The sequence below is a fragment of the Streptomyces rubiginosohelvolus genome (assembly GCF_014649875.1).
Classification (GTDB): domain Bacteria; phylum Actinomycetota; class Actinomycetes; order Streptomycetales; family Streptomycetaceae; genus Streptomyces; species Streptomyces rubiginosohelvolus.
The window spans coordinates 173,558-196,305 of record NZ_BMTW01000003.1 but is presented as its reverse complement, the minus strand read 5'-3'; the positions used below and the strand labels follow the sequence as shown (position 1 = coordinate 196,305).

Genomic DNA, 22,748 nt, shown 5'->3' with positions numbered 1-22,748 from the left:
CAACACGATGGGGTAGCCAGTGGTACTGAAAACCTTCGGCTGGTCGTTCGCGGTTACCGCGCTCGGCCTGGTCGCAGCGATTTTCTACGGGGGGTGGCAGGCATTCGGCATCGTCGCGATCCTGTCCGTCCTGGAGATCTCGCTGTCCTTCGACAACGCGGTGATCAACGCCGGAATCCTGAAGAAGATGAATGCCTTCTGGCAGAAAATCTTCCTCACCATCGGCATCCTCATCGCCGTCTTCGGTATGCGACTGGTGTTCCCCGTCGTGATCGTGGCCGTGAGCGCCAAGCTCGGACCGATCGAGGCCATCGACCTGTCCTTCAACGACCCGGACAAGTACAAGGAACTGGTGACGGACGCCCATCCGTCGATCGCCGCCTTCGGCGGCATGTTCCTGCTGATGATCTTCCTCGACTTCATCTTCGACGAGGACCGGGACATCCACTGGCTGCGCTGGATCGAGCGTCCGCTCGCCAAGCTCGGCAAGGTCGACATGCTGTCGGTCTGCGTCGCCCTGATCATCCTGATGATCACCGCCATGACCTTCGCGACCCAGGCCCACCAGCACGGCGGCGGGCACGTGGACAAGTCGGGGACGGTCATGCTCTCCGGCATCGCCGGTCTGATCACCTACCTCGTCGTCGGCGGGCTCTCCGGATTCTTCGAGGGCAAGCTCGAAGAGGAGGAGGAGCGTGAGCACGAGGCCGAGGAAGAGGCCAAGAAGAAGGGCAAGCCCGTCACCGGGGTCGCCCTCGCCGGAAAGGCCGCGTTCTTCCTCTTCCTCTACCTGGAAGTCCTGGACGCCTCGTTCTCCTTCGACGGCGTCATCGGCGCCTTCGCCATCACCAACGAGATCGTGCTGATGGCCCTCGGCCTCGGTATCGGCGCCATGTACGTCCGTTCGCTCACCGTCTACCTGGTGCGCGAGGGCACGCTCGACGACTACGTCTACCTGGAGCACGGCGCGCACTACGCGATCGGCGCGCTCTCGATCATCCTGCTGATCACCATCCAGCACGAGATCAACGAGCTCATCACCGGCTCGGTCGGCGTGATCCTGATCGCCCTCTCCTTCTGGTCCTCGGTCAAGCGCAACCGCGCGCTCGCCGCGGAATCCGGCGGGGGCGACGGCTCGGGCACCAAGGCGGAAGTGTCCTCCGGGGTGTGACCCGGTAAGGATTGAGGAACGCTCTCTGCGGGGCGGCCCACACGGCGACGGCTCTCCGGGAACTCCCGGACCCGGCCCGGCGGCCGCCCCGCAGTGATGTCCGGGGCGCGAACAGGCAGCGCGAGCAGTCGGCGCGAACAGGCGACGCGAACAGGTGGGGGTAGGGATGGGATTCTTCGACGGCCTGTGGCCGGGGCGCGCGGCACAGTTCGACTCGGGCAACGCGACGTCGAGCGCCGTCGTGCTGTCCAAGCGGAACGCCACGATCTCGCTCAACAAGCAGGGAGCCCTCTCGGGCAACCTCCGGGTCAACCTCTCCTGGCGGATGCGGACCTCGGACATCGAGGGCCGCTCACGCCAGAGCGGCAGGCTGCGGCGCCCCCTCCAGCTCTTCAAGCCCGAGGTGGTCCAGGCGCACACCCAGGGCGTCGTCAACGTCGACCTGGACCTCGGCTGCATGTACGAGCTGATGGACGGCACCAAGGGGGTCGTGCAGCCGCTGGGCAGTCTGATCGGCGACCTCAACGGCCCGCCCTACGTCCGGCTCAGCGGCGACGACCGGTTCGGCGCGCCCTCGGGCGAGACGGTCTACGTCAACCTCGACCAGCGCGACAAGATCAAGCGGCTGCTGTTCTTCGTCTACATCTACGACCGGACGCCGGCGTTCGACCGTACGCACGCCAAGATCACGCTCTACCCGGGGCATGGCCCGCGGATCGAGATCGAGCTGGACGAACGCGCCCCGCAGGCCCGCTCCTGCGCGGTGTTCACCGTGGAGAACATCAAGGACGAGCTGATCGTGCGCCGCGAGGTGAAGTTCGTGTACGGATTCCAGTCCGAGCTGGACCGGCTGTACGGCTACGGCATGCAATGGGGGCGCGGCTACAAGTCCCGGACCTGATCCGGGGCCGCTCCCGGGGCACGACTCAGGACCGGACGAACTGCGGACCTTGTGGAGGCAGCGCGAAATGGGGGTCGGGCGCGTGCGCGGCGGCTGCCGCGGGCTGCGGATAACCGTAGGCGGGCGGTGCGGCGGCGGGCTGCGGATAGCCGTACGCCGGCTGCTGGGCCCCGGGGGCAGCGGGGGGCGCGGCCGGGGGCGGATAGCCGTAGGAGGGCTGCTGATGCTGCACCGTGGCCTGGGAGTCGGCCCCGGCCCCGGTGACCGCGGCCGGGACGGGTCCCGGCGGCGCGCTCGGAGGCGGCGGCACGGCGGCCGGGAGAGGTCCCGCGGCGGCCGGCTCCTGCGTCCCGTCGGCCGCCCGGTCCGCGCCCTCCGACTCGTCCACCGAGATACCGAAGGCGGTGGCCAGGCCGATCAGGCCGGTGGGATAGCCCTGGCCGACCGCACGGAACTTCCAGCCCTCGCCGCGGCGGTACAGCTCGCCGCAGATGATCGCCGTCTCTTCCCCGGTCTCCGGCCGCACATCGAACACCGCCAGCGGCTCGCCGTCGGCGAACGCGGAGTCGAACAGGAGTATCCGCAGGTCCGGCACCCGCTCGAAGGCGGCCCCGTCGGAGGAGGCCGCGATGACGACCTGGTCCACCGAAGCGTCGAGCGCCCCGAGGTCCGCCTCGATGGTGTCCGTCAGCCCTTCCGGGACGCTGCGCTTCGGCAGCCGCCGGACCAGGCCGGAGGGGTGCCGGGGCTGGTTGTAGAAGACGAAGTCCTCGTCCGACCGCACCCGTCCGGACGCACCGAGGAGCAGGGCGGAGGCGTCCACGTCGGGAACCCCGGCGCCCGGGGTCCAGCGCAGCACGGCCCGGACGGCCGCGGCATCGACAGGGACGTTCGAGCCCTTCAGCATCGTGTGCGTCATGACGGTCATCCTGCCTGCTGGGGGCCCGTGCGGACAACGCGGGGGGCGGCACGGCCGTACCCGGTTTCGGCGCGGGCCGAGCGGGACCGTACCGCGAGAGGGGGCCGGACAAGGGGCGAGTAACCGGAAATTCATGTACATGGGGAACTGTTGACACCCGTCCGTACGTACTATTACCGGCCATGCGTTGTTCGGCCGGTCAGGCAGTTCGGGGGAAAATCATGCGTCACTTCGGGCACATATCGCCCGCTGCCCGCGAGGGCCTGTTCCACAGAGAGCCCAGCACCTTCACCGCGGAGTCCCCGGCGAAGATGCTCTCCGTCGCCCTGGGGGCCACGCTCTACTCCCCGGCCACCCGTCCGTCGCTCGCCGAGGACGTGCTGAAGCAGGCCGCGCGCGGTGTCGTCTCCATGGTGCTCTGCCTGGAGGACTCGATCGACGACGCCGAGGTGACCGACGCCGAAGCCAACCTGATCAGGCAGTTCGCCGCGCTGGCCGCCCGGGACGCGGCGTCCGGGCCTACCGCAGGCAGCACGGGCGACGCCCAGGGCGAGGCCGGCGAGGACGTCCCGCTCCTCTTCATCCGTGTACGGGAACCGGCCCAGATCACCGACCTGGTGCACCGCCTCGGCGACTCGGTCCGGATGTTGTCCGGTTTCGTACTTCCCAAATTCACCGAAGAGCGTGGCAGGCACTTCCTGGAGGCGCTCGCCGAGGCCGAGACGGCATGCGGCCGACGGCTCTTCGCCATGCCCGTCCTCGAATCCCCCGAGCTGCTCCATCTGGAGACGCGCGGCGACATCCTCCGGGGCATCGCCCGCAGCGTCGACAAATACCGGGACCGGGTCCTCGCCCTGCGGCTCGGCGTCACCGACTTCTGCTCGGCCTACGGACTGCGCCGCGCCCCCGACATGACGGCGTACGACGTCCACATCGTCGCCTCCGTGATCGCCGACGTGGTCAACGTGCTCGGCCGGGCCGACGGCACCGGCTTCACGATCACCGGCCCGGTCTGGGAGTACTTCCGCCGCCAGGAGCGCATGTTCAAGCCCCAGCTGCGCCGCAGCCCCTTCCTGGAGGGCCGCGCCGAGGAGCTGCGCACGGCCCTCATCGAGCACGACATGGACGGACTGCTCCGGGAGATCGAGCTCGACCGGGCCAACGGCCTGCTCGGCAAGACCTGCATCCACCCGTCGCACGTGGCGCCCGTCCACGCACTGTCCGTGGTCAGCCACGAGGAGTTCACCGACGCCCAGGACATCCTGAGCCCCGAGCGCGGGGGCGGCGGGGTGCTGCGCTCGGCGTACACGAACAAGATGAATGAAGTGAAGCCGCACCGGGCCTGGGCCGAGCGCACGCTCCAGCGGGCCGAGGTCTTCGGGGTGGCGAGGGAAGACGTCGGCTTCGTGGACCTGCTGGCCGCCGGCCTGACGAACTGAGCGCGCGTCGATGAGCGAGCGCGCGACGAGAGAAGAGAACGTGGACGTGGTGTGGTCGGGCGACTGGGTGGCCGAGCGGCTCGGAGTCGCCCTCGAAGGTGACGGAGACCTGCGGGAGCTACTGGGCCTGGCCCTGCGCCGCAACCCCAAGCGGGCGCACCTGCTCGTCTCCAACGTGCTGGGCAAGCATGTGCCCCAGCGGCCCTCCGTCGTGTACGCGGCGGGATACGGGCTCGGTGAGCGGGTCCGGGCGCTGCTCGGCGAGGAGGGGGCCCGCCGCGCGGTGGTCCTCGGATACGCGGAGACGGCCACCGGCCTCGGCCACGCCGTCGCGGACGGCCTGCGCGACGCCCCGTACCTGCACTCCACCCGGCGCCCGGTGTCGGGCGTGGCGCAGGCGGGCGGCTTCGAGGAGGCCCACTCGCACGCCACCTCGCACCTGCTGCTGCCGGAGGACCCCGAGCTGCTGGCCCAGGGAGCGGAGGCCTCCACCCTGGTGCTGGTCGACGACGAGTTCTCCACCGGCAACACGGTGCTCAACACCATCCGCGCCCTGCACGAACTGCACCCGCGCGACCGGTACGTCATCGTCGCGCTGGTCGACATGCGCTCCCCGGCGGACCGCGACCGGCTGACCGCCTTCGCCGCCGAGATCGGCGCCCGCGTGGACCTGGTGACCCGCTCCACGGGCACGGTCACGCTCCCGGACGGCGTGCTGGAACGCGGCCAGGCCCTGGTCGCGGCCCAGGAGGCGGAGCAGGCGGAGGCGGGGGAGGCCGGGGAAGCGCGGGAGGCTACCGCCTCCGCGCCGCCCTCCGTACCGGCTCCCGCCCCGGTCACCCGCGTCGACCTCGACTGGCCCGCGGGCGTTCCCGACGGCGGCCGGCACGGCTTCACCCCGGCCCACCGGGCGGCGCTCGAAGCGGCGCTGCCGGGCATGGCGGAGCGGATCGCGGGCGCGCTGGGCGGCGGGGCGCGCCTGGGCCGGGTGCTCGTCCTCGGCTTCGAGGAGCTGATGTACGCGCCGCTGCGCCTGGGCACGGCCCTGGAGGAGACCCTGGGCGCCGACACGGAGGTCCGCTACTCCACCACCACCCGCTCACCCGTCCTCGCCGTCGACGACCCCGGCTACGCGATACGCACCCGCCTCGTCTTCCCGGCCCACGACACCCCGGCGGACGGCCCCGGCGACCGGTACGCGTACAACGTGGCCGGCGCCGGCTTCGACGCGGTGGTCGCCGTCGTCGACTCCACCGCCGACACCTCCGAACTGCACGCCTCCGAAGGGCTGTTGGCCCGCCTGGCGGCCCACACCGGCCAGGTGATCCTCGCGGTCGTCCCCTCGTACACCCCCACACCTGTCTCCCACTCGCAGGAGTCCGCCGTGCTGCCCGAGCCCCTCCGAGGCCCCGACTTCTCCAGCTACGCGCCCGAGGACGTCGGCTGGCTGCTCCAGGACCTCTCGGACACCGAGCTGGAGGCGCCCACCGAGGAGCGCGAGGAGGCGATCCAGAGCGGCGGCGCGCACTACGCGGAGTCGCTGCCCGTGGAGTACCAGCCGAGCGCCGAGTACCAGGCGCTGTTCTCCACCGCCCTGGAGACCTCCGCCGCGCGCATCGCCCGCGCCGTCGGCACCGTCACCGAGACGGTCCTCGCCGAACGCGGCCCCCGCCCCGTCCTCGTCTCGCTCGCCCGGGCCGGAACCCCGGTCGGGGTGCTGATGCGCCGCTGGGCCCAGCACCGGCACGGCCTGGACCTGCCGCACTACGCCATCTCCATCGTCCGGGGCCGGGGCATCGACGCCACCGCCCTGCGCTGGCTGGCCGCCCATCACGACCCGGCCGACGTGGTGTTCGTCGACGGCTGGACGGGGAAGGGTGCGATCACCCGCGAACTGGCAGCGGCGATAGAGGAGTTCGAGGCGTCGGGCGGGCCCGCCGGCTTCGACCCGGAGATCGCGGTGCTCGCGGACCCGGGCGGCTGTGTGCGGACGTACGGCACCCGCGAGGACTTCCTCATTCCCTCGGCCTGCCTCAACTCCACGGTCTCCGGCCTCATTTCCCGTACGGTGCTCCGCGCCGACCTGGTCGGGCCGAACGACTTCCACGGCGGGAAGTTCTACCGGGAGCTGGCCGGCGCCGACGTCTCGGTCCGCTTCCTCGACACGATCGCCGCCCGCTTCGACGAGGTGGCGGGCCAGGTCGAGGACGAGGCCAAGGAACTGCTCGCCGCCGACCGTGCCCCGACCTGGGAGGGCTGGGCGGCCGTCGAGCGGATCAGCGAGGAGTACGGCATCCACGACGTCAACCTGGTCAAGCCGGGCGTCGGCGAGACCACCCGGGTGCTGCTCCGCCGCGTCCCCTGGAAGATCCTCGCGAAGCGCGGCGCGGGCGCGGACCTGACCCACATCCGGCTGCTGGCCGAACAGCGCGGCGTCCCGGTCGAGGAGGTCGACGGCCTCCCGTACAGCTGTGTCGGTCTGATCCACCCCCGGTACACACGCGGCGCGACGGGCGCGGACGGCAAGGCGGTGAAGGGCGCATGAGCGTGACCTCTTCGACCTCTTCGGCCACCACCCTGGTGGCGAGCGACCTCGACCGTACGCTGATCTACTCGGCCGCCTCGCTCGACCTGTCCATGCCGGACGCGGAGGCCCCCCGGCTCCTGTGCGTCGAGGTGTACGGCCACAAGCCGCTCTCCTATATGACGGAGACGGCCGCCGCCCTCCTCACCGAGGTGGCGGGCGCCACCGTCTTCGTGCCGACCACCACCCGCACCCGCGAGCAGTACCACCGCATCCACCTCCCCGGCCCCGCCTCCCGGTACGCGATCTGCGCCAACGGCGGCCACATCCTGGTCGACGGCGTCTCCGACCGCGACTGGCAGCAGCAGGTGGAGTCCCGGATCGCGGCCGAGTGCGCGCCGCTCAGCGAGATCCGCGCCCACCTCGCCACCACCGCCGACCCGGCCTGGCTGCTCAAGGAACGGGTCGCCGAGGACCTCTTCACCTACCTCGTCGTCGAACGGTCCCTGCTGCCCGAGGAGTGGGTGAAGGAGCTGGCGGCCTGGGCCCGTCCGCGCGGCTGGACGGTCTCCCTCCAGGGCCGCAAGATCTACGCGGTCCCGGCGCCGCTCACCAAGAGCGCCGCGATGCACGAGGTCGCCAGCCGCACGGGAGCCACCCGCACGCTCGCCGCCGGGGACTCCCTCCTCGACGCCGACCTGCTGCTCGCCGCCGACCTCGGCTGGCGCCCCGGCCACGGCGAACTGGCCGACGAGGGCTGGCGGGCCCCGCACGTGGTGGCCCTGGAGGAGCGGGGCGGGGCTGCGGGGGAGGAGATCCTGCGCCGCTTCCTGGCGGCCGCCGCTGTGTGAGTTCTCCTGCGCGCGGGCGCGCGTTGCGCGAGGCTGGGGGCATGACCAAGGGCAACGACACCACGATCACCGACGAGCTCTACCGGTACATGCTGGCCCACAACCCGCCGCTGGACCCCGTCCAGCGGGAGCTGGTGGACACCACGTACGCACGATTCCCCGACCACGCGGGCATGGTGTCGGCCGAGGAACAGGCCCCGCTGCTGGCCTTCCTCGTCCGGCTGGTCGGCGCCCGGCATGTGGTGGAGGTCGGCACGTTCACGGGGTTCAGCGCCCTGGCGATGGCCCAGGCGCTGCCCGCCGACGGCACGCTGATCGCCTGTGACATCTCGGAGGAGTGGACGGCGTACGGCAGGGACGCCTGGGAGAAGGCGGGCGTCGCGGACCGGATCGACCTGCGGATCGCCCCGGCCCTGGACTCCCTGCGCGCGATGCCCGCCGAGCCGCACATCGACTTCGCCTACCTGGACGCGGACAAGGGCGGCTACATCGCGTACTGGGAGGAGCTGGTGCCCAGGATGCGGCAGGGCGGGGTCATCGCCACGGACAACGTGCTCTTCCACGGCGGGGTGACGGACCCGGAGGCGACGGGCCCGACGGCGGCGATCAAGGAGTTCAACGACCATGTGAGCGCGGACGCCCGGATGGACAGCGTGCTGCTGACGGTCGCGGACGGCCTGACGCTGTCCCGCAAGAGGTAGTGGCGGGCTGGCTGCGGGGACGGATTCCGGGGGCTCAGCCGCAGCACCCGCCCCCGCAGCAGCCACCGCCTCCGCCGGAGGGCGCCGGCGCGGACCCGGCAGCGCCGCCCACGGCCACGGCGGACAACAGCTTGACGGTGTCGTCGTGGCCCGCGGGGCAGGAGGCGGGGTCCGAGGACTGCGCCATGGGACGGCTGACTTCGAAGGTGTCTCCGCAGGTGCGGCACCGGAATTCGTATCGAGGCATGGGCTCAGGCTAGAGCACGCGTCCCTGGGGCCAGGCGTCCATCTGCAGTCGTCGCCCGGAGCGCGGCAGGCGGCAGTTCGACGACAAGGCCCTACGCGCCGCCGCCGCGTTCCTCGCGGATGTCGGAGACGACCCGGGCCGCGGTTTGCCGCACGGCCTCGGTCTCGGTCAGGAAGTGCCAGTAGTCGGGGTGGCGCCCTTCGAGCCCGGCGATGGCCCGCTCCAGCCGGGCGACGGAATCGTCGAGCGGCCGTGCGTGCCGGGGATCGGGCGTGTGCCGGCCGGCCATGGCGAGGCGCTGGGCGTCCCGCACCGCGAACCGGGTCCGCTCGATCTCCTGCTGCGGGTCCTTCGCCACCGCGTTCAGCTGCTGCAACCGGTCCCCGGCGGCGGAGACCGCCTCGTCCACCGTGTTGAGCAGGGCGCGGACCGTGGACAGCCGGGACGTGGCGTCCGCCCAGCGCTGCTCCTCCCGCGCCTTCGCCGCCTCGGCGAGCTTGTCCTCCGCCTGCCGTACGTTGACGGCGGCCTGCTCCGGGACGGGCTGGAGGTCCTGCCAGCAGGCGGCCGAGAAACGCCGCCGCAACTCGCTGAGCACCGGCTCCACCGATCCCGCCCGGGTCGTGAGCGCCTGCGCCCGGGTCCGCAGGGACACCAGCCGCCGGTCGATCTCGGCGGCCCGCTCGGGCAGCCGCTCCGCCTCGGTGCGCACGGCCTCGGCGTCACGGAGGACCACATCGGCGCGCTGGAGGGTCTCCGGGACGCCGTGCTTCCCCGCGCCCTGGTTCAGCTTGGTCAGCTCGGGGGCGAGCGCGGCGAGCCGGGCGGCGAGCTCATCGGCCCGCAGCCCCGCGGCCCGCACGGTGTCGAGGGCGTTGCTGGCCGCGAGGAGCGCCTGCCGGGCCCGCTCGACGGCGGGGGCGAGCCGGGCGAGCTGGGTCTCCGCACTGCCCAGCAGCGGCCCGAGCCCCTGGGCGAAGCGGTCCAGCTCGCCCTTGACCCGCACGAGGTCGTCCTTGGCCCGGGTCAGCTCGGTGCGGGCCCGGGAGGCGACGGCGGGCTCCAGATCGTCCCGGTCCAGATCATGGCTGTCGACGGCGGTGATGTAGGTGTGGCTGACCTCGTCGATCCGCCGGCCGAGCGCGGCGAAGTCCTCGGACGCCTTGCGACCGCGCGGGGAGCTGTCCACGGCGTTGATGGTCTCGATGGAGATCCGCAGATCACGCTGGGCGGTGTCCAGGTCGTAGAAAGCCTCGGCGGCGGCGTCCTTCGCGGCCTGCGCCTCGGCCCGCTGACTCTCCCCCCCGCGTCCGCCGAACCACCGGCGCGTACCGCCACCGGCGAAGGCGGCGGGCAGCACGGCCAGCACGAGGGGCACGGGCAGCAGCATCAGCGCCAGAAGGTCCCGGCCACTGCGAACGGCGGAACTCGCACCCGCTCCTGCCTCCGGCCGCGCGTTGGTCGCCGTCACATCCCTCTCCCGTGCCGATTCGCCCTGCCCGGTACATTCTCCCACCAGGTAAGGACGAACACACGGGTCGGTTAGTTCGCGCTTCGCACGGTGACTTCCCCGTTGTCGCTGTAGGCCTTCACCACATGGGCGCTGTCGTCGCCGCGCGGCACGTCCACGGAGACGTCCCCGTTGTCCGCGGAGGCATCGACTTTGTACTTCTGCCCGCCCGACGGCAGATCGATGGTGATGCTCCCGTTGTCACTCACGGTGTCCACGAGGTCGGGCACGGAGGCGAAGCCCAGCCGGATCTCCCCGTTGTCGGCGCGGGCGGTCACGGAAGGGCCGGATATCCGCTCGGCCCGCACCTCCCCGTTGTCGCTCTTGAGCTTCAGCGCGCCGCCGGCGTCCCGGACGTTGATCTCGCCGTTGTCGGAGGACAGATCCAGCGCGCTGTCGAAGCCGGTGGCGGTGACCGTCCCGTTGTCCGAGGCGGCTGTCACCGCGACCCCGCGGGGCACCTTCACCTGGTGCCGGGAGTCGCAGTTGCCGATGCCTTCGCACGTCACGCGGAGCGTGAGGGTGTCGCCCTCCATCTTCCACACGGCGTCGGGCCCGCTGCCGAACACCGCCCACCCGTCGAACTGCCGCTCCACCTCGACCTGCTCGACATCGGCCGGCACGAGGTCCACGACTCCGTTCTCGGCGTCGATGGTCAGCGTCTTCCCCTCCAGAGCGAACGACTTGCGCTCGACGGGGGCGCCGTCCACGTCCGTGCTCCCGCACCCGGTGAGAGCCAGCGCCAGGAACGCCACCCCGCCCCCGAGAGCGAGGGCCCGCCCGGTGCCCCCGAGGCGCGCCCCGGAACGGGTGCCAGTCGGTGCGCTCGTCACGATGTCCACGGTGATCGGTCCCCCAGTGCGTGCGGTGCGTGCCACCGGGCGTCGTTGCCGGTGCACTCAAACCGTATGCACCGACGGCCCCCGGCGGGATCCGGCCGACCACCGTCTCGGGGGTGGGGTTATCCCCCGGTCCCGAACGGTTTATGAGCAGGGCCCCGGTCCATGTACGCTGTTGCCTCATCCACGGGTGCGTAGCTCAGGGGTAGAGCGCTGCTCTTACAAAGCAGATGTCGGCGGTTCGAAACCGTCCGCGCCCACAGCAGTGAGTAGCAGGTGAGAGCCTGTTCCGGCCCCCCGATCGTGATCGATCGGGGGGCCTTCTCATGCCGGAAGTCCACCAAGAGGCCACAGGGACGTCAGGTGGACTGCGACCGTGTGTCGACGGCACGGCCGGGGGCCGACGCGGTGCCGTAGCCGGTGGCGGCCTGCCGCAGCTCGGTGTGGGCGTTGTGCGTACGCTGCCGCGCCGCTTCGAGCCGGGCCTCGGTCTCCGGCGTGTAGCGGCCGTCCTCCGGGACGCCGGGGTCGATGTCGCTCAGGTCCAGGGCACTCCAGGCCGCGCGTCCGGCCGCCCGGAGCAAGGTCTCGTCGGTGACGGCCAGGGCCAGCCGGTCCCGGGCCTCGGTCACATCGCTGCGGGCCTGGTAGAAATCCGCCCGGACGACGGGGTCCGGCTCGCCCGCCCGGCGGGCGTCCACCCGGAGCCAGTACAGCTGGCGGTAGCGGAGCGCGGCGCTCAGGAGCTGGCCGGTGAGGTCCGCGACGCGCTCACGGTGCTGCTCGCGCTTCTGGCGCCGGTCGGTCAGCTGCTGGGTGACCGTGACCATGAGTCCGCCGGCGAGGGTGCCTATGACGGCGATCGCGCTTTCCCACATCAGACGTGATCCCCGTCGGTCTCGCTGCGGTCGCAGGGGTCGGGCTCGAACAGATCTTCATCGGTCATGGGGTTATCGTCCCTTCTGCCGTTGACCGTTGAAGGTCGATCCGTGTTTCTCCTGAGCGCGGGCGGCGAACGGTGAAGGAGGAGGGGGAAGTTGATGGGGCAGACACTGACGGAGATCCTGGACGGAGCGGCGTGCGGGCGGTTTCCGGAGACCGACGGGAGGACGACCGTGGTCGCCGCGCCGAGTGGCCGCGACACGGGGGTGATCGCCTTCACCGCGCACTCGGTCGTGTTCACCGACGAGGACCCCGAGTGGGTCCATGCCACGCTGGCCGCCCTGGACTGCGATGCGCTGGCCGCGACCATGCATCCGCGCTTCCTGTCGGCCTTCCTGGAACGTACCGGGCGGACCACCGACACGATCGACCTCCTGACCGTGGCGTCCTCGCTGCCCGGTGAACCCGGCCTGGAAATAAGGGAGATCACCGATCCTGTGCACCCGCGGGTCGTGAGTGCCCGGCGGCGCCGGGACGGGGTCCGGATGTGGGAGGTCGACGGCGGAGTGCTGGTGCTCGGGCGCGGCGTGGCCGGTCGTTGGGAGGTGGCCGTCGAGCTGGACGAGGACGCCCGGCACCGGGGGCTCGGGCGAGCCCTGGCCAGAGCCGCACGGCATCTCGTACCCCCGGGCGAACCGCTCTGGTCGCAGCAGGCCGCGGGCAACGCGCGCAGCATCCGGGCGTTCCAGGCCGCCGGATTCCGGCCGGTCGGCTCGGAGGCGCTGCTCCTCGGCCGTCGGGAGGGGGCGTGATCGGCTCATCCACGAACCCGACGGACACCGAGGTCGCGGCAGCCGCCGCGCTGGCCGGGGCGGAGGTCGTGCGGGCCCGGTACGGGCGGATCCACTCCCGTATCGACAAGGGTTCCGGGGACTTCGCCACCGACGCCGACCTGGCCGCCGAGCAGGCGATCCTCGACGTCATCCGTGCCGCCCGGCCCGGGGACGCGGTGCACGGCGAGGAGGGCGGCAGGCAGGGGGCGGCCGACGCGGAGCGGGAGTGGCTGGTGGACCCCCTGTGCGGGACGCTCAACTACGCCACCGGCTCCCAACTCGTCGCCGTCAACGTGGTGTTGCGCAACGGCCCGGCCGCCGTGGCCGATCCGTTCAGCGGCGAGGTCTTCCTCACCGACGGGGAGAGCGCCCGGGTCCGGACCGGAGTGCCGGGCGACGAGCGGCCGTTGACGCCCACGGCGGACACCCGGCTGGTGGACGTGAACCTCGATCCGCCCTTCCCGAGCGCCCCGGGATTCCGGGCCGTCGACCTGCTCGCCCACCCCGGGTTCATCGAGAGCTTCCGCCCGCGCGTCGTCTCCACGACGCTGGCGCTGGCCTGGGTCGCGGCGGGCAGGCGGGCCGCCTACGTCACGGACGGCGGCGACCTGAGCGGGAGCGTGCACTTCGCCGCCGGGATCGCCCTGTGCCGGGCCGCCGGCTGCGTCGTCACCGGGGTCGACGGCCGCCCGGTCGGACCGGGCGGATCGGGTGGCAGCGGGCTCGTCGCGGCCGCGGACGCGGGGACGCACGAGCTGCTCATGTCGATGATCGGCGGTCGCGGGCGGACCGGCTGAACCCCTCAGACGCGCAGTTCGGGCGGGAAGCCGGTCCAGCGGAGTTCGGCGGGCAGATGGCCCGTGTCGTTGAACAGGAGGAGCGCCGGGGGACGGCCGGGCGCGTAACGGATCACGGTCAGCCCGGCGTTGGCGTGGTTGAGGCCCAGCCAGCGCCACTTCGGGGCGTCCAGTGCGGCCCGGACGAGCCAGCCGACCAGGAAGTTGTGGGTGACGAGGAGTTCATGGCGGGGCTCGTCACCCTCGACCGTTCCCGTGAACCGTACGAGCGCCTCCTCGGCGAGACCGGGGCCCAGCTCGCGTTCCGCCGCCGGGAATTCGGCCAGCCGGGCGAGCGTCCGGTCGGCCGACTCCGCCGGCAGCTCCTCCCGTGACGGCAGGTACGGGAGGTAGTCGCCGGCCGGTTCGGACCGCAGCAGGGGAACCCCCGGCAACTGCTCGCCCACCAGCCGCGCCGTCTGCTCGGCGCGGGGGAGCGGGCCGTGGTGGATCGCCGTGATCGGGGCCCCGCGCAGCCGCTCCCCGAGCAGGGCGGCCTGACGGCGGCCGGCCTCCGTCAGCGTGGTCTCGTCCTCGGAGGCCTCACCGTGCCGGGTCACGTACAGATAGCGGGCGGCTGTTGCCGTCATGGGCCGGGTCCTCCATCGCGATTCATGATCGTAGAGATGTCTTCGGGGACGCCCGGCCGCGGCCGGGCGGTTCCGTGGAGCGGGGCGGGGCCGCCCGGGATGCGCGGGGGCAGGGCTCGGGGCACCGTGGAGGCATGGCCGAGCACCCGCCCGTGATCGTCTATCCGCCTTCCGCGACCGGAGGACGGCGGGTCACCGTGCACGGCCAGATCGTGGGCCTGGCGCACGGGCGGGGCGAGGTGGCCGCGCTGCTGCGGGCCGCGGGGTTCGCCCCCGGGCCCGACAAGATCGTCGAGCTGGACCGGCCCGGGCTGATCGAATGGCGCGGCGGCGACCTCGACACCTGGGGGTGATCCCGTGAAGCGTCGTCGAACGGTACGGGAGAGCGCGTCGATCGAACCTCCGCCCGGCTATTACGTCGCCGGGGACGCCGGGCGCGAGCCTCCCGACGCAGCGCAGCGGGCGCTCATCCTGGACTGGGTCGTGAGCCGGCGCATCGCGAGCGGCTGGCGCGTCGAGTCCCGCTCCGGGAGCCAGGTGGTGCTGGTGCGCGGGCAGCCGGTGAACCACGTGCTGCACGCCTTCCTCACCGTCTTCTCGTGCCTGGTGTGGGGCGTCGTGTGGGCTGGTCTCGCCCTGGTCAACCGCGTCGAACGGGAGGCGCTCACCGTCGACGCCCAGGGGCGCATCGTCACGGTCAGTGCGCCGTGACCCTTCACCCGAACGGGTGCGTCCCGCTGGCCGCGCCCGGACGCCGCGAGGAACGTCGGAGCTGATCTGCCCGCACCACCGGGGCGGGTCAGGGCAGCAGGCGCCCGGCATCCGTTCCGGCTGAACCGGCGCCTGTTCCGGCTAAGGAGTCCTCATGTCGCAGTCCAGCACACCCCCGCCCCCGCCCGGCGCCTCGCGCCCCGCCGAACCCCGTCCGGGCGGCGACCCGGGCAGCCCGTGGGCGGCCGGGGGAACGGTGTTCGCCGGTGTCCTGCTCTTCGTGGACGGTGTCCTCGGAGTGCTGAAGGGCATCGCGGGGATCGCCTCGAACGACGTCTACACGCGGATCAACGACTACGTCTTCAAGTTCAGCGTCACCTCGTGGGGCTGGATCCACCTCATCCTGGGCGTGGTCCTCATCCTCGTGGGCTGGGGCATCCTCAAAGGCGCGGCCTGGGCCCGCGGCGCGGGCGTCGCCCTCGCCTCCCTGAACCTCATCGCCAACTTCATGTGGCTCCCGTACACCCCGGTCTGGGCCATCGTCACCATCGCGATCGACGTCTTCGTCATCTGGGCCCTGTGCACCGACCGGTCGGACAGGGACGACTGGGCGCGGAGCGGCTGAGCGACCGGCGCAGGCAGAGAGTCACCCGGCCGCGGGGCGGCCGGGTGTCCGTTGTCAGTGGGGCGGTCCACACTGGAGTCATGTGCCGCAGCATCAAGACGCTCCGCCCGCCCGCCCTCCCCGAAGAGGCCACCGAGGAGGACATGCGGGCCGCCGCCCTTCAGTACGTACGCAAGGTCTCCGGGTTCCGCGCGCCCGCCGCGCACAACCGGGAGGTGTTCGACCGTGCCGTCGACGAGATCACCGCAGCGACGATGAAGCTGCTCGACGGGCTGGAGATACGGGGCGCGTCGCGGGGCGCTTGACCACGAACGCCGCCAGCGCGCCTGCCGCGAACAGGGCCAGCACCGAGACGGCCGTGCCGAACCAGGTCGACCCCAGCCAACGGCCGCCGAAGTAGCCGAGCCCCACGCTGTAACCGGCCCAGGCCAGGCCCGCCAGCGCGGACCAGGGGAGGAAGTCCCGCTTCCTTCGGTGGGCGGCGCCCGCGCCGAGGGAGACCACGGAGCGGCCCGCCGGGGCGAACCGGGCGATGATCACCAGCGCGCCCCCGCCCCGGCTCAGTGCCGCGCCGAGACGTTCCTGCGCGCTGGTCAGGCGCCGGGAGCGGGCGATGGCCCGGTCCAGCCGGTCGCCCCCGCGCCAGGCGAGCCGGTACGCGACGAGGTCGCCGAGCACCGACGCGGTGGCCGCGCACAGGATCAGGACGACGAGCGAGGGGACCTGCCCGCCGGTGCCCTCACCGGCGCCGTTCACGGTGGTGGAGCCCGCTGCCGCCGCCGTGGCGGCCGTGATGACGAGAACACCGCTCGGCAGGAGGGGCAGGAAGACGTCCAGGAGGACGGAGGCGGCGACCACCACGTAGATCCATGGGCTGCTGGTCAGCGCAGCCACACTCTCCAACACCGTCTACGACTCCCCGATCGTGTCGACGCCGCGACGGTCGCAGGGGAGCGGCAGGGGCGGCAGGTTCAGCTGTACAGCGTACGCGTGGGGCCTCTCCCGAGATCGCCCAGGGCGGGTGATGTTGTGCAGGTCACGTACACCTGACGGCCATGCGCCCGTTAGGCGGGGAGAAAGACCGGCACGAGCGAGGAGCAGCGCATGACGGCATGGATGGTACGGACGGGACCCGGTCCGGCGCACCCGATTTCGGGACAGCGGCCGACGGCGGGACCCGAGGGCGGTACGAGGTCGCGGGGCCGGGGGATCCCGCGGGTCCCCGGCGCGCTGGCGGGAGCGGCGGTGCTGCTGACGCTGGCGTACGGATCGGGCGTCGGCGTCGCCCAGGAGTCCGCCCACAGCGGGCACGGCACGCAGGGTGCTCAGGGCGCCCACGACGCCCCGGGAGCTCACGACGCCCCGGGCGCCCACGGCGCCTCCGGAGCGCATGACGGCTCAGGAGACCACGGCGCGCCCGGCGCTCTCGCGGCAGATCCGAGCCGTACGGATGACCTCGCCGCCACGGGCGGCAGCTCGTGGATGCGGGCCGCGGGGGTGTTCTCCCCGCCCGGTTCCTTCGTGCCGTCCGACGCGCTGACGTACGACACCCGGCTGGTGCCGGCAGGCGCCCGGATCGAGGTCACCCAGTTCACGGACCCGTCCGGCACCCGGGTCGGGACGCGCCTGCACGGGCTCGTGCCCGGCCGTGCGTACGGGATGCACGTGCACACCTCGCCCTGCGGTGCCGACCCGGCCGCCGCGGGACCGCACTACCAGCACCGCCCGTCGGCGACCGCGGACCCGGTCAACGAGGTGTGGCTGGACTTCCGGACGGACGAGGACGGCGACGGGCGCGCGGAGGCCCTGCACGGCTGGAACTTCCGGGAGGGCGGGGCACGGTCGGTGATCATCCACGACCGGCAGGGCGGTGCGGGGGAGCGGGCCGCCTGCTTCACGGTGCCGTTCGGGCCTGAGGGACAGGCCTGACCGCGTAGCGCCGCGTACGCGGCGGCGCCCCGCTCCCTCCGCGAACTCGGGGGAACGGGGCGCCGCCGTACGTTTCCGGTCCCGCCGCGCGCCGGGTCGGCGCCGGAACGCGGGGGCCGGGGAGGGCCGGTCAGACCGAGACGGCCGGGGCCTTGTCGTGCCGGGTCGTGTCCTTGGCGGTGGCCGCCGTGCCCGTGCTCCGCGAACCGAAGAAGCGGTCCAGGGCGACCGCTCCCGGACCGGTGAAGACCAGCAGCAGGAACGCCCAGCAGAACATCGCCGACGGCTCGCCGCCGTTCTGGAGCGGCAGGAACGCTTCCGGCTGGTGCACCTTGAAGTACGCGTAGGCCATCGAGCCCGAGGCGAGGAACGCCGCGGCACGGGTGCCGAGTCCGAGGGCGACGAGAGACCCGCAGACCAGCTGGATCAGAGCGGCGTACCAGCCGGGCCAGGCACCGGTCTCCGCCTGGTTGCCGCCGAGCACCCCGAAGAGGGAGGCGGCGCCGTGGAAGGCGAAGAGCAGGCCGACGATGAAGCGGAAGAGGCTGAGCACATAGGGCTGCGCCTGGTTCAAGCGGATGAGCATGGGGGGTGGGCTCCTTCGGTCGGGGTGGGGACGTGAACCGACTGGGCGCATCAGGTTAGGGAAACCTCACCAGTGCTTGCAACTTCAACATTCTGTCGGATGGCTGAAAATCGTCTAACCCTCAGGGGTGAGTGAACGCTCAAGAACCGCTTCGAGCTGGGCCCCCTGCTTCCCCGCTGTGGCCTGTACCAATGTCAGCGCAGACTTCCGGCCAAGCAATGTGAGCGTCATGAGCTGGTTACCGAACCAGGGGCCGCCCGCCCTGTCCCAGGTGACCGGCGACGCCCCGGTGCGGCCGTGGCGCGCCAGGAACCGGCCGATCCGCCGGCCCGTCCGGCTCCAGCCGAAGCGGAATCCCGCCTGGATCCACCGGGGGACCGAGTTGTGCACGGGGGAGCAGGTCAGCTGGAGGACGCGGGACACCGGGGCGCCTCCCGGGCCGGGGCCGGAGGCGGTACCGGAAGCGCGTCCGTTCCCGGGCGGGGCGTCCGGCCACCGGGGCTCGGTGATGTAGGCGTGGTGCACATCGCCCGAGAGGACGCATACCGTCGCCGGGGCGTCCGGACCGCTCGCGGCCTCCCGCAGTAGCTCCGTGAACCGGTCGAAGGATTCCGGGAAGGCGGCCCAGTGCTCCAGGTCACCGGCACGGCGCACCTTCTCGCCGAAGCGTGCCCAGCGGTCCCCGCGTACGCCGGCGCACAGCGAGGCGTTCCAGCGCTCCGTGTCGTGGACGAGCGGGGGCAGCAGCCACGGCAGAGAGCTGCCGATGAGCAGATGGTCATACGAAGCGGGGTCGTCCAGGACCGCTTCCCGCAGCCAGTCGGCCTCCTCGGGGTCGAGCATCGCCCGCCGGTCCTCGGCCAGGACGCGGGCCGCGCGGGTGTCGACCATCACCAGCCGTACTCGGCCGAAAACACGCCGATAGCTCCACCGGGTACGGGCGGGGTCCGCGTCGGTCTCGGCGGCGAAGCGGCGCAGCGCCTCCGTGCCGTCGGGCGAGGCCCTGACCGCCGCGTACACGGGGTCGGCGGCCAGTTCGGCGGGGGAGAGGTTGCCCAGGTGCTGGTGGACCCAGTACGACATCAGCCCGCTGACGATCCGTTCGTGCCACCAGGGCGTGGCGCGGATGTCCCGCTGCCAGGCGGCGCTGGTGTTCCAGTCGTCGATCACGTCGTGGTCGTCGAAGATCATGCAGCTGGGAACCGTGGAGAGCAGCCAGCGGACCTCCGGATCGCGCCACGATTCGTCGTAGAGGTAGGTGTACTCCTCGTAGTCCGCGATCTCCGCGCCGGGCGGCTCCTTCAGGTCCCGGCGGGCGGCGAGTCTGCGGCGGGTCGCGGCGGAGGTCTCGTCCGCGTACACCTGGTCGCCCAGGAGCAGCAGGACGTCGGGCCGCTCGGCCGCCGGATCCGCGGCGAGGTGGGTGGCCAGGGTGACCAGGGCGTCCGGCCCCACGGGATCGTGCCCGCCGTCCGGGGCGGCCGCCCAGCGGCACGACCCGAACGAGATCCGCACGCCGTCCGGCGCCGCCCCGCCGCTCTCCGTCGCGCCCTTCCCCGGGTTCGCCGGTGTCGCCACCGGCGGCGTGGTGATGGTGCTCGGCGGGAGACGGGTGTCCTCGGGCGGCCAGACGCGCCGGGAGCCGATCAGCACCTCGTACGCCGTCGTCGAGCCGGGCGTCAGCCCCTCCACCGCGACCAGGGCGTAGTGATGCCCGGCCACCGAGAAGGTGGGCGACGTCCCCGAGGCGCCGTCCGCGCACCGGACCTCCACGGTGCACGGACGGCTCGCCTCGACCCAGACGGTCGCGGTGGACCCGGACTCCCAGTCGACGTACCGCAGCAGTGGTCCCAGGCGCAGCCCGGCCATGTGGTGCCTCCTCGCGACGCCGGAACGGATCGGCTCCGTAACGTACAGAACGCGGAAGGGCTGCGCACGGGTCCCGGGAGTGTCAGGGGGCCGCGCCCGGGGTCAGCAGCCGTTCAGGGCCGACTGCAGGGCGCTCTTCTCGGCGGAGTCGACGCTCAGGTTGTACTGCTTCTTGACGTGGACCCAGGCGCGGACGTAGGTGCACTTGTACGAGGAGCTCGGCGGCATCCATTCGGCCGGGTCCTTGTCGCCCTTGGACTGGTTCACGTTGTCGGTGACCGCGATGAGCTGGGGGCGGGTCAGGTCGTTGGCGAACGACTGGCGCTGGGCGGTGGTCCAGCTGCTCGCGCCGGAGCGCCAGGCCTCGGCCAGCGGGACCATGTGGTCGATGTCCACGTCGGAGGCGGCGCTCCAGGTGGCGCCGTCGTAGGGCGAGTACCAACTGCCGCTGGTCGCCTGGCAGGAGGAGTTCTGCTGGACGTTCGTGCCGTCGCGCTTGAGGACGACCTCGCGGGTGTCGCAGGCTCCCGACTGGGTGATCCAGTGCGGGAACTTGTCACGGCTGTAGCCGCTGGACGAGCCCTCCGCGCCGACGGTGAGCTGGCCGAGGTAGGTCCGCGCGGTCGCCGCGCTGACCGGGGTGGGCATGGCGGCCTGGGCGCTGGGCGCGGTGAACAGGGCGGACGTGGCGGCGAGTGCTGCGGTTGCGGCGACGACGGAGAGGCGACGCGCGTAGACACCGGACATGCGAACTCCCTTGATGTGGGGGGTACGTGGGTGGGTGACGATCGGGCTCTGGGCAGATCCCGGCCATGGTGGCGACGCCAGGTTTCCGTGGGGTGGGCGTCAGGTAACAGAGTGGCGACATGTGCACGTCACATCAAGGGGTGTGCAAGGGGAGTGACGGATCACGGGGGCGCGTCGGTCCGTCACGGAGGGGTGGTCCGGGTGGTGTTGGGTGCCGTCCCGGAGAGCCGGGGGCGCTCGTGGTTCCGGTCGCGCCCCCACCGGGTGCGGACCGTGCGGCGCGCCTCGCCGGGTGGCCTGGGTGTGGTCGCGCCCGAGCCGGGCGGCCTGGGGCCGGTCGCGGCTCCGGGCGGCGCCGAGGGCCCGGTCGTGTCCCCGGGGGCCGGTGAGGATCGGTGCCGTTCCGGTCGTCCCCGGGATGCGGGGCCCGTACGGGCCCGGGGCCGCCGGGGAGTTCGGTGAAGCCGGGTGCGGCTCTATCGTTGCCGCGTGTTGCTTCCGGTCTCCGTCACCCTCGGCGTCGTCCTCGCCGTCCTGCTGGTCTTCGCGGCCGCCGTCGCCGCGTGGGCCTCCCTGGGCCGGTCGCGCGAGATCCTCGTCGCCGGGGTGCGGGCGGCGGCCCAACTCGCCGCCGTCTCCCTGCTCATCGGCTGGGTGGTCCGCTCGGTGGCGCCGCTCCTCGGGTTCGTGGCGCTGATGTTCGCCGTGGCCGTATGGACCGCCGGCCGCCGCATCACCGGCAACCGCACCTGGCGCTGGGCGGCCGTGCCGATCGGGGCGGGGGTGCTCCCCGTGGTGGGGTCCCTGTTGCTCACGGGGCTCGTGCCGGTCCGAGGCATGGCGCTCATCCCGGTGGCGGGCATCCTCATCGGCGGGGCGCTCACCGCGACCGTACTCAGCGGGCGGCGGGCCCTGGACGAACTCGCCGCCCGGCGCGGGGAGGTGGAGGCGGGCATGGCCCTCGGCCTGCTCGACCGGGACGCCCGGCTGGAGATCGTCCGGCCGGCGGCGTCGGACGCGTTGCTGCCCGGGCTCGACCAGACCCGGACGGTCGGGCTCGTCACGCTGCCGGGGGCGTTCGTGGGCATGCTGCTGGGCGGCGCCTCACCCGTGGAGGCGGGCGCGGTGCAGCTGTTCGTCCTGGTGGCGCTGATGGCGGTCCAGGTGGTGGCCGTCGCGACGGTCCTGGAACTGGTCGCGCGCGGGCTGCTGTACCGGGACTGAACCCCGGGGCTCTCAGGCCTCGTCGATGTGCAGGCGGATCGAGCCGTCCTCGGCCGCCTCCACCCGCACCTGCGTCAGGTCCGCCGCATGGGCGTCCGGCGCCAGGGCCGCGGCGCGCGGGCCGACGCCCACGACGCGCATGCCCGCCGCCCGGCCCGCCGCGATACCCGCCTCGGAGTCCTCGAACACGATGCAGTCCGCCGCGTCGAAGCCCAGCTCCGCCGCGCCCTTGAGGAAGCCCTCAGGGTCCGGCTTGCTGGCGCCGACCTGCTCGGCGGTGACGCGGACGGCGGGCATCGGCAGCGCGGCCGCACCCATCCGGGCCGTCGCGAGCGCGCTGTCGGCGGAGGTCACCAGGGCGTGCGGCAGCTCGGCGATCGCGGCCATGAACGCGGGCGCCCCGCCGATCGGCACGACACCCTCGACGTCGGCGGTCTCCTCGGCGAGCATCACCCGGTTGTCCGCGTAGTTCTCCTCCATCGGGCGGTCCGGGAGCAGGACGGCCATCGTGGCGTACCCCTGGCGGCCGTGCACCACCTTGAGCGCCGCCTCGGGGTCCAGCCCGTGCTCGATCGCCCAGCGCCGCCAGCAGCGCTCCACCACCGCGTCGGAGTTCACGAGGGTGCCGTCCATGTCCAGAAGGAGGGCGTGAGCGGTGAGGACGGTGGCCGGCATCGGCTGCTCCAGAAACGCGGGGAGGTGTACGAACGGCCCGGGCGCGCGTGCCGCAGGGCCGTACCAGAGCAACCCCCGCCCGCCGGTCAGGGAGTGCGGGCGGGAGCTACTTTGTTCCATCACGATACAAAAACCGGAG

The 22,748-nt window shown here is 72.5% G+C and carries 24 protein-coding genes, 1 tRNA gene and 1 pseudogene; 15 read left to right on the top strand and 11 right to left on the bottom strand.

All coding sequences use genetic code 11. The annotated features are described in order from the left end of the window. Positions 1-19: 19 nt before the first annotated feature. Both IE134_RS10695 and IE134_RS10690 read left to right on the top strand, forming a co-directional pair. Entirely contained in the window at positions 20-1,171 is a 1,152-nt protein-coding gene (locus IE134_RS10695) for a DUF475 domain-containing protein (RefSeq protein ID WP_030707997.1), read from the top strand. A gap of 166 nt (positions 1,172-1,337) precedes the next feature. Further along, positions 1,338-2,072, top strand: coding sequence for a TerD family protein (locus tag IE134_RS10690; RefSeq protein WP_030592952.1), 735 nt, complete (start codon positions 1,338-1,340; stop codon positions 2,070-2,072). A 25-nt stretch (positions 2,073-2,097) separates the two neighbouring features. Here the strand turns inward: IE134_RS10690 and IE134_RS10685 are convergent, their stop codons facing one another. After that, positions 2,098-2,991: a TerD family protein gene (locus IE134_RS10685; protein ID WP_030707993.1), complete on the bottom strand. Its 894-nt coding sequence runs from the start codon at positions 2,989-2,991 to the stop codon at positions 2,098-2,100. Between the two features lie 221 nt (positions 2,992-3,212). Here IE134_RS10685 and IE134_RS10680 point away from each other — a divergent pair, with 221 nt between their 5' ends. Genes IE134_RS10680 through IE134_RS10665 form a run of 4 tightly spaced genes read left to right on the top strand, consistent with a single transcriptional unit; the run spans position 3,213 to position 8,506 of the window. Beyond that, a complete protein-coding gene (locus IE134_RS10680; RefSeq protein ID WP_030707990.1) occupies positions 3,213-4,430 on the top strand; it encodes an HpcH/HpaI aldolase/citrate lyase family protein in 1,218 nt (405 codons plus the stop codon). Positions 4,431-4,440: 10 nt separating this feature from the next. After that, positions 4,441-6,975 (top strand): phosphoribosyltransferase, encoded by a 2,535-nt coding sequence (locus IE134_RS10675; protein WP_189430311.1) that lies wholly within the window; start codon positions 4,441-4,443, stop codon positions 6,973-6,975. Continuing rightward, positions 6,972-7,805 carry an HAD family hydrolase gene (locus tag IE134_RS10670; protein WP_189430309.1) on the top strand — a complete coding sequence of 278 codons (834 nt, stop codon included), beginning with the start codon at positions 6,972-6,974 and terminating at the stop codon, positions 7,803-7,805. Before IE134_RS10675 ends, IE134_RS10670 begins: the two co-directional genes overlap by 4 nt. Positions 7,806-7,846: 41 nt before the next feature. Then, on the top strand, positions 7,847-8,506 hold the full coding sequence (locus IE134_RS10665) for an O-methyltransferase (protein WP_030707986.1): 660 nt from the start codon (positions 7,847-7,849) through the stop codon (positions 8,504-8,506). A gap of 34 nt (positions 8,507-8,540) precedes the next feature. Here the strand turns inward: IE134_RS10665 and IE134_RS10660 are convergent, their stop codons facing one another. The 3 genes from IE134_RS10660 to IE134_RS10650 all read right to left on the bottom strand — a co-directional run bounded on the left by IE134_RS10660 (position 8,541) and on the right by IE134_RS10650 (position 11,105). Beyond that, on the bottom strand, positions 8,541-8,753 hold the full coding sequence (locus IE134_RS10660) for an FmdB family zinc ribbon protein (protein WP_006124175.1): 213 nt from the start codon (positions 8,751-8,753) through the stop codon (positions 8,541-8,543). A gap of 91 nt (positions 8,754-8,844) precedes the next feature. Then, a complete protein-coding gene (locus IE134_RS10655; RefSeq protein WP_098017132.1) occupies positions 8,845-10,224 on the bottom strand; it encodes a hypothetical protein in 1,380 nt (459 codons plus the stop codon). A gap of 71 nt (positions 10,225-10,295) precedes the next feature. Further along, on the bottom strand, positions 10,296-11,105 hold the full coding sequence (locus tag IE134_RS10650) for a DUF4097 family beta strand repeat-containing protein (RefSeq protein ID WP_189430307.1): 810 nt from the start codon (positions 11,103-11,105) through the stop codon (positions 10,296-10,298). A 185-nt stretch (positions 11,106-11,290) separates the two neighbouring features. Between IE134_RS10650 and IE134_RS10645 the strand changes: the two genes are divergently transcribed. Beyond that, positions 11,291-11,362 (top strand) — tRNA-Val (locus tag IE134_RS10645). 99 nt (positions 11,363-11,461) lie between these two features. On the opposite strand, the gene kilB is transcribed toward IE134_RS10645, so the two are convergent. Further along, positions 11,462-11,980, bottom strand: a complete 519-nt coding sequence (gene kilB / locus IE134_RS10640; protein ID WP_030707980.1) for a plasmid transfer protein KilB — start codon at positions 11,978-11,980, stop codon at positions 11,462-11,464. 162 nt (positions 11,981-12,142) lie between these two features. Between kilB and IE134_RS10635 the strand changes: the two genes are divergently transcribed. Continuing rightward, positions 12,143-12,796 (top strand): GNAT family N-acetyltransferase, encoded by a 654-nt coding sequence (locus IE134_RS10635; protein ID WP_030707978.1) that lies wholly within the window; start codon positions 12,143-12,145, stop codon positions 12,794-12,796. After that, entirely contained in the window at positions 12,793-13,614 is an 822-nt protein-coding gene (locus IE134_RS10630) for an inositol monophosphatase family protein (RefSeq protein ID WP_189430305.1), read from the top strand. Before IE134_RS10635 ends, IE134_RS10630 begins: the two co-directional genes overlap by 4 nt. A gap of 5 nt (positions 13,615-13,619) precedes the next feature. Here IE134_RS10630 and IE134_RS10625 read toward each other — a convergent pair whose 3' ends face one another. Then, positions 13,620-14,243: a histidine phosphatase family protein gene (locus IE134_RS10625; RefSeq protein WP_030707973.1), complete on the bottom strand. Its 624-nt coding sequence runs from the start codon at positions 14,241-14,243 to the stop codon at positions 13,620-13,622. 134 nt (positions 14,244-14,377) lie between these two features. Between IE134_RS10625 and IE134_RS10620 the strand changes: the two genes are divergently transcribed. From IE134_RS10620 to IE134_RS10605, 4 genes are all read left to right on the top strand, one after another. Continuing rightward, positions 14,378-14,596: a hypothetical protein gene (locus tag IE134_RS10620; RefSeq protein ID WP_030584114.1), complete on the top strand. Its 219-nt coding sequence runs from the start codon at positions 14,378-14,380 to the stop codon at positions 14,594-14,596. A 4-nt stretch (positions 14,597-14,600) separates the two neighbouring features. Continuing rightward, on the top strand, positions 14,601-14,954 hold the full coding sequence (locus IE134_RS10615; protein ID WP_030707970.1) for a DUF8108 domain-containing protein: 354 nt from the start codon (positions 14,601-14,603) through the stop codon (positions 14,952-14,954). Positions 14,955-15,108: 154 nt separating this feature from the next. Beyond that, a complete protein-coding gene (locus IE134_RS10610) occupies positions 15,109-15,579 on the top strand; it encodes a DUF7144 family membrane protein (RefSeq protein WP_030707969.1) in 471 nt (156 codons plus the stop codon). Positions 15,580-15,659: 80 nt separating this feature from the next. Then, positions 15,660-15,884: a DUF2277 domain-containing protein gene (locus IE134_RS10605; RefSeq protein WP_006124165.1), complete on the top strand. Its 225-nt coding sequence runs from the start codon at positions 15,660-15,662 to the stop codon at positions 15,882-15,884. Here IE134_RS10605 and IE134_RS10600 read toward each other — a convergent pair. Beyond that, positions 15,841-16,485: pseudogene (locus IE134_RS10600) on the bottom strand (DedA family protein); the annotation flags it as partial. The gene IE134_RS10605 and the pseudogene IE134_RS10600 sit on opposite strands and share 44 nt — an antisense overlap. Positions 16,486-16,683: 198 nt before the next feature. On the opposite strand from IE134_RS10600, the gene IE134_RS10595 reads away from it, so the two are divergent. Beyond that, entirely contained in the window at positions 16,684-17,508 is an 825-nt protein-coding gene (locus IE134_RS10595) for a superoxide dismutase family protein (protein ID WP_030707967.1), read from the top strand. A gap of 130 nt (positions 17,509-17,638) precedes the next feature. Here IE134_RS10595 and IE134_RS10590 read toward each other — a convergent pair whose 3' ends face one another. The 3 genes from IE134_RS10590 to IE134_RS10580 form a co-directional block, all read right to left on the bottom strand. Next, entirely contained in the window at positions 17,639-18,094 is a 456-nt protein-coding gene (locus IE134_RS10590; RefSeq protein WP_189430303.1) for a DoxX family protein, read from the bottom strand. A gap of 114 nt (positions 18,095-18,208) precedes the next feature. Then, positions 18,209-19,963 carry an alkaline phosphatase D family protein gene (locus tag IE134_RS10585; RefSeq protein ID WP_189430301.1) on the bottom strand — a complete coding sequence of 585 codons (1,755 nt, stop codon included), beginning with the start codon at positions 19,961-19,963 and terminating at the stop codon, positions 18,209-18,211. A gap of 102 nt (positions 19,964-20,065) precedes the next feature. After that, entirely contained in the window at positions 20,066-20,710 is a 645-nt protein-coding gene (locus IE134_RS10580; RefSeq protein WP_030707962.1) for an HNH endonuclease family protein, read from the bottom strand. Between the two features lie 489 nt (positions 20,711-21,199). Here IE134_RS10580 and IE134_RS10575 point away from each other — a divergent pair, with 489 nt between their 5' ends. After that, positions 21,200-21,934, top strand: a complete 735-nt coding sequence (locus IE134_RS10575) for an ABC transporter permease (RefSeq protein WP_098894608.1) — start codon at positions 21,200-21,202, stop codon at positions 21,932-21,934. 12 nt (positions 21,935-21,946) lie between these two features. On the opposite strand, the gene IE134_RS10570 is transcribed toward IE134_RS10575, so the two are convergent. Further along, positions 21,947-22,609, bottom strand: coding sequence for an HAD-IA family hydrolase (locus IE134_RS10570; protein ID WP_189430299.1), 663 nt, complete (start codon positions 22,607-22,609; stop codon positions 21,947-21,949). Positions 22,610-22,748: the final 139 nt, after the last annotated feature.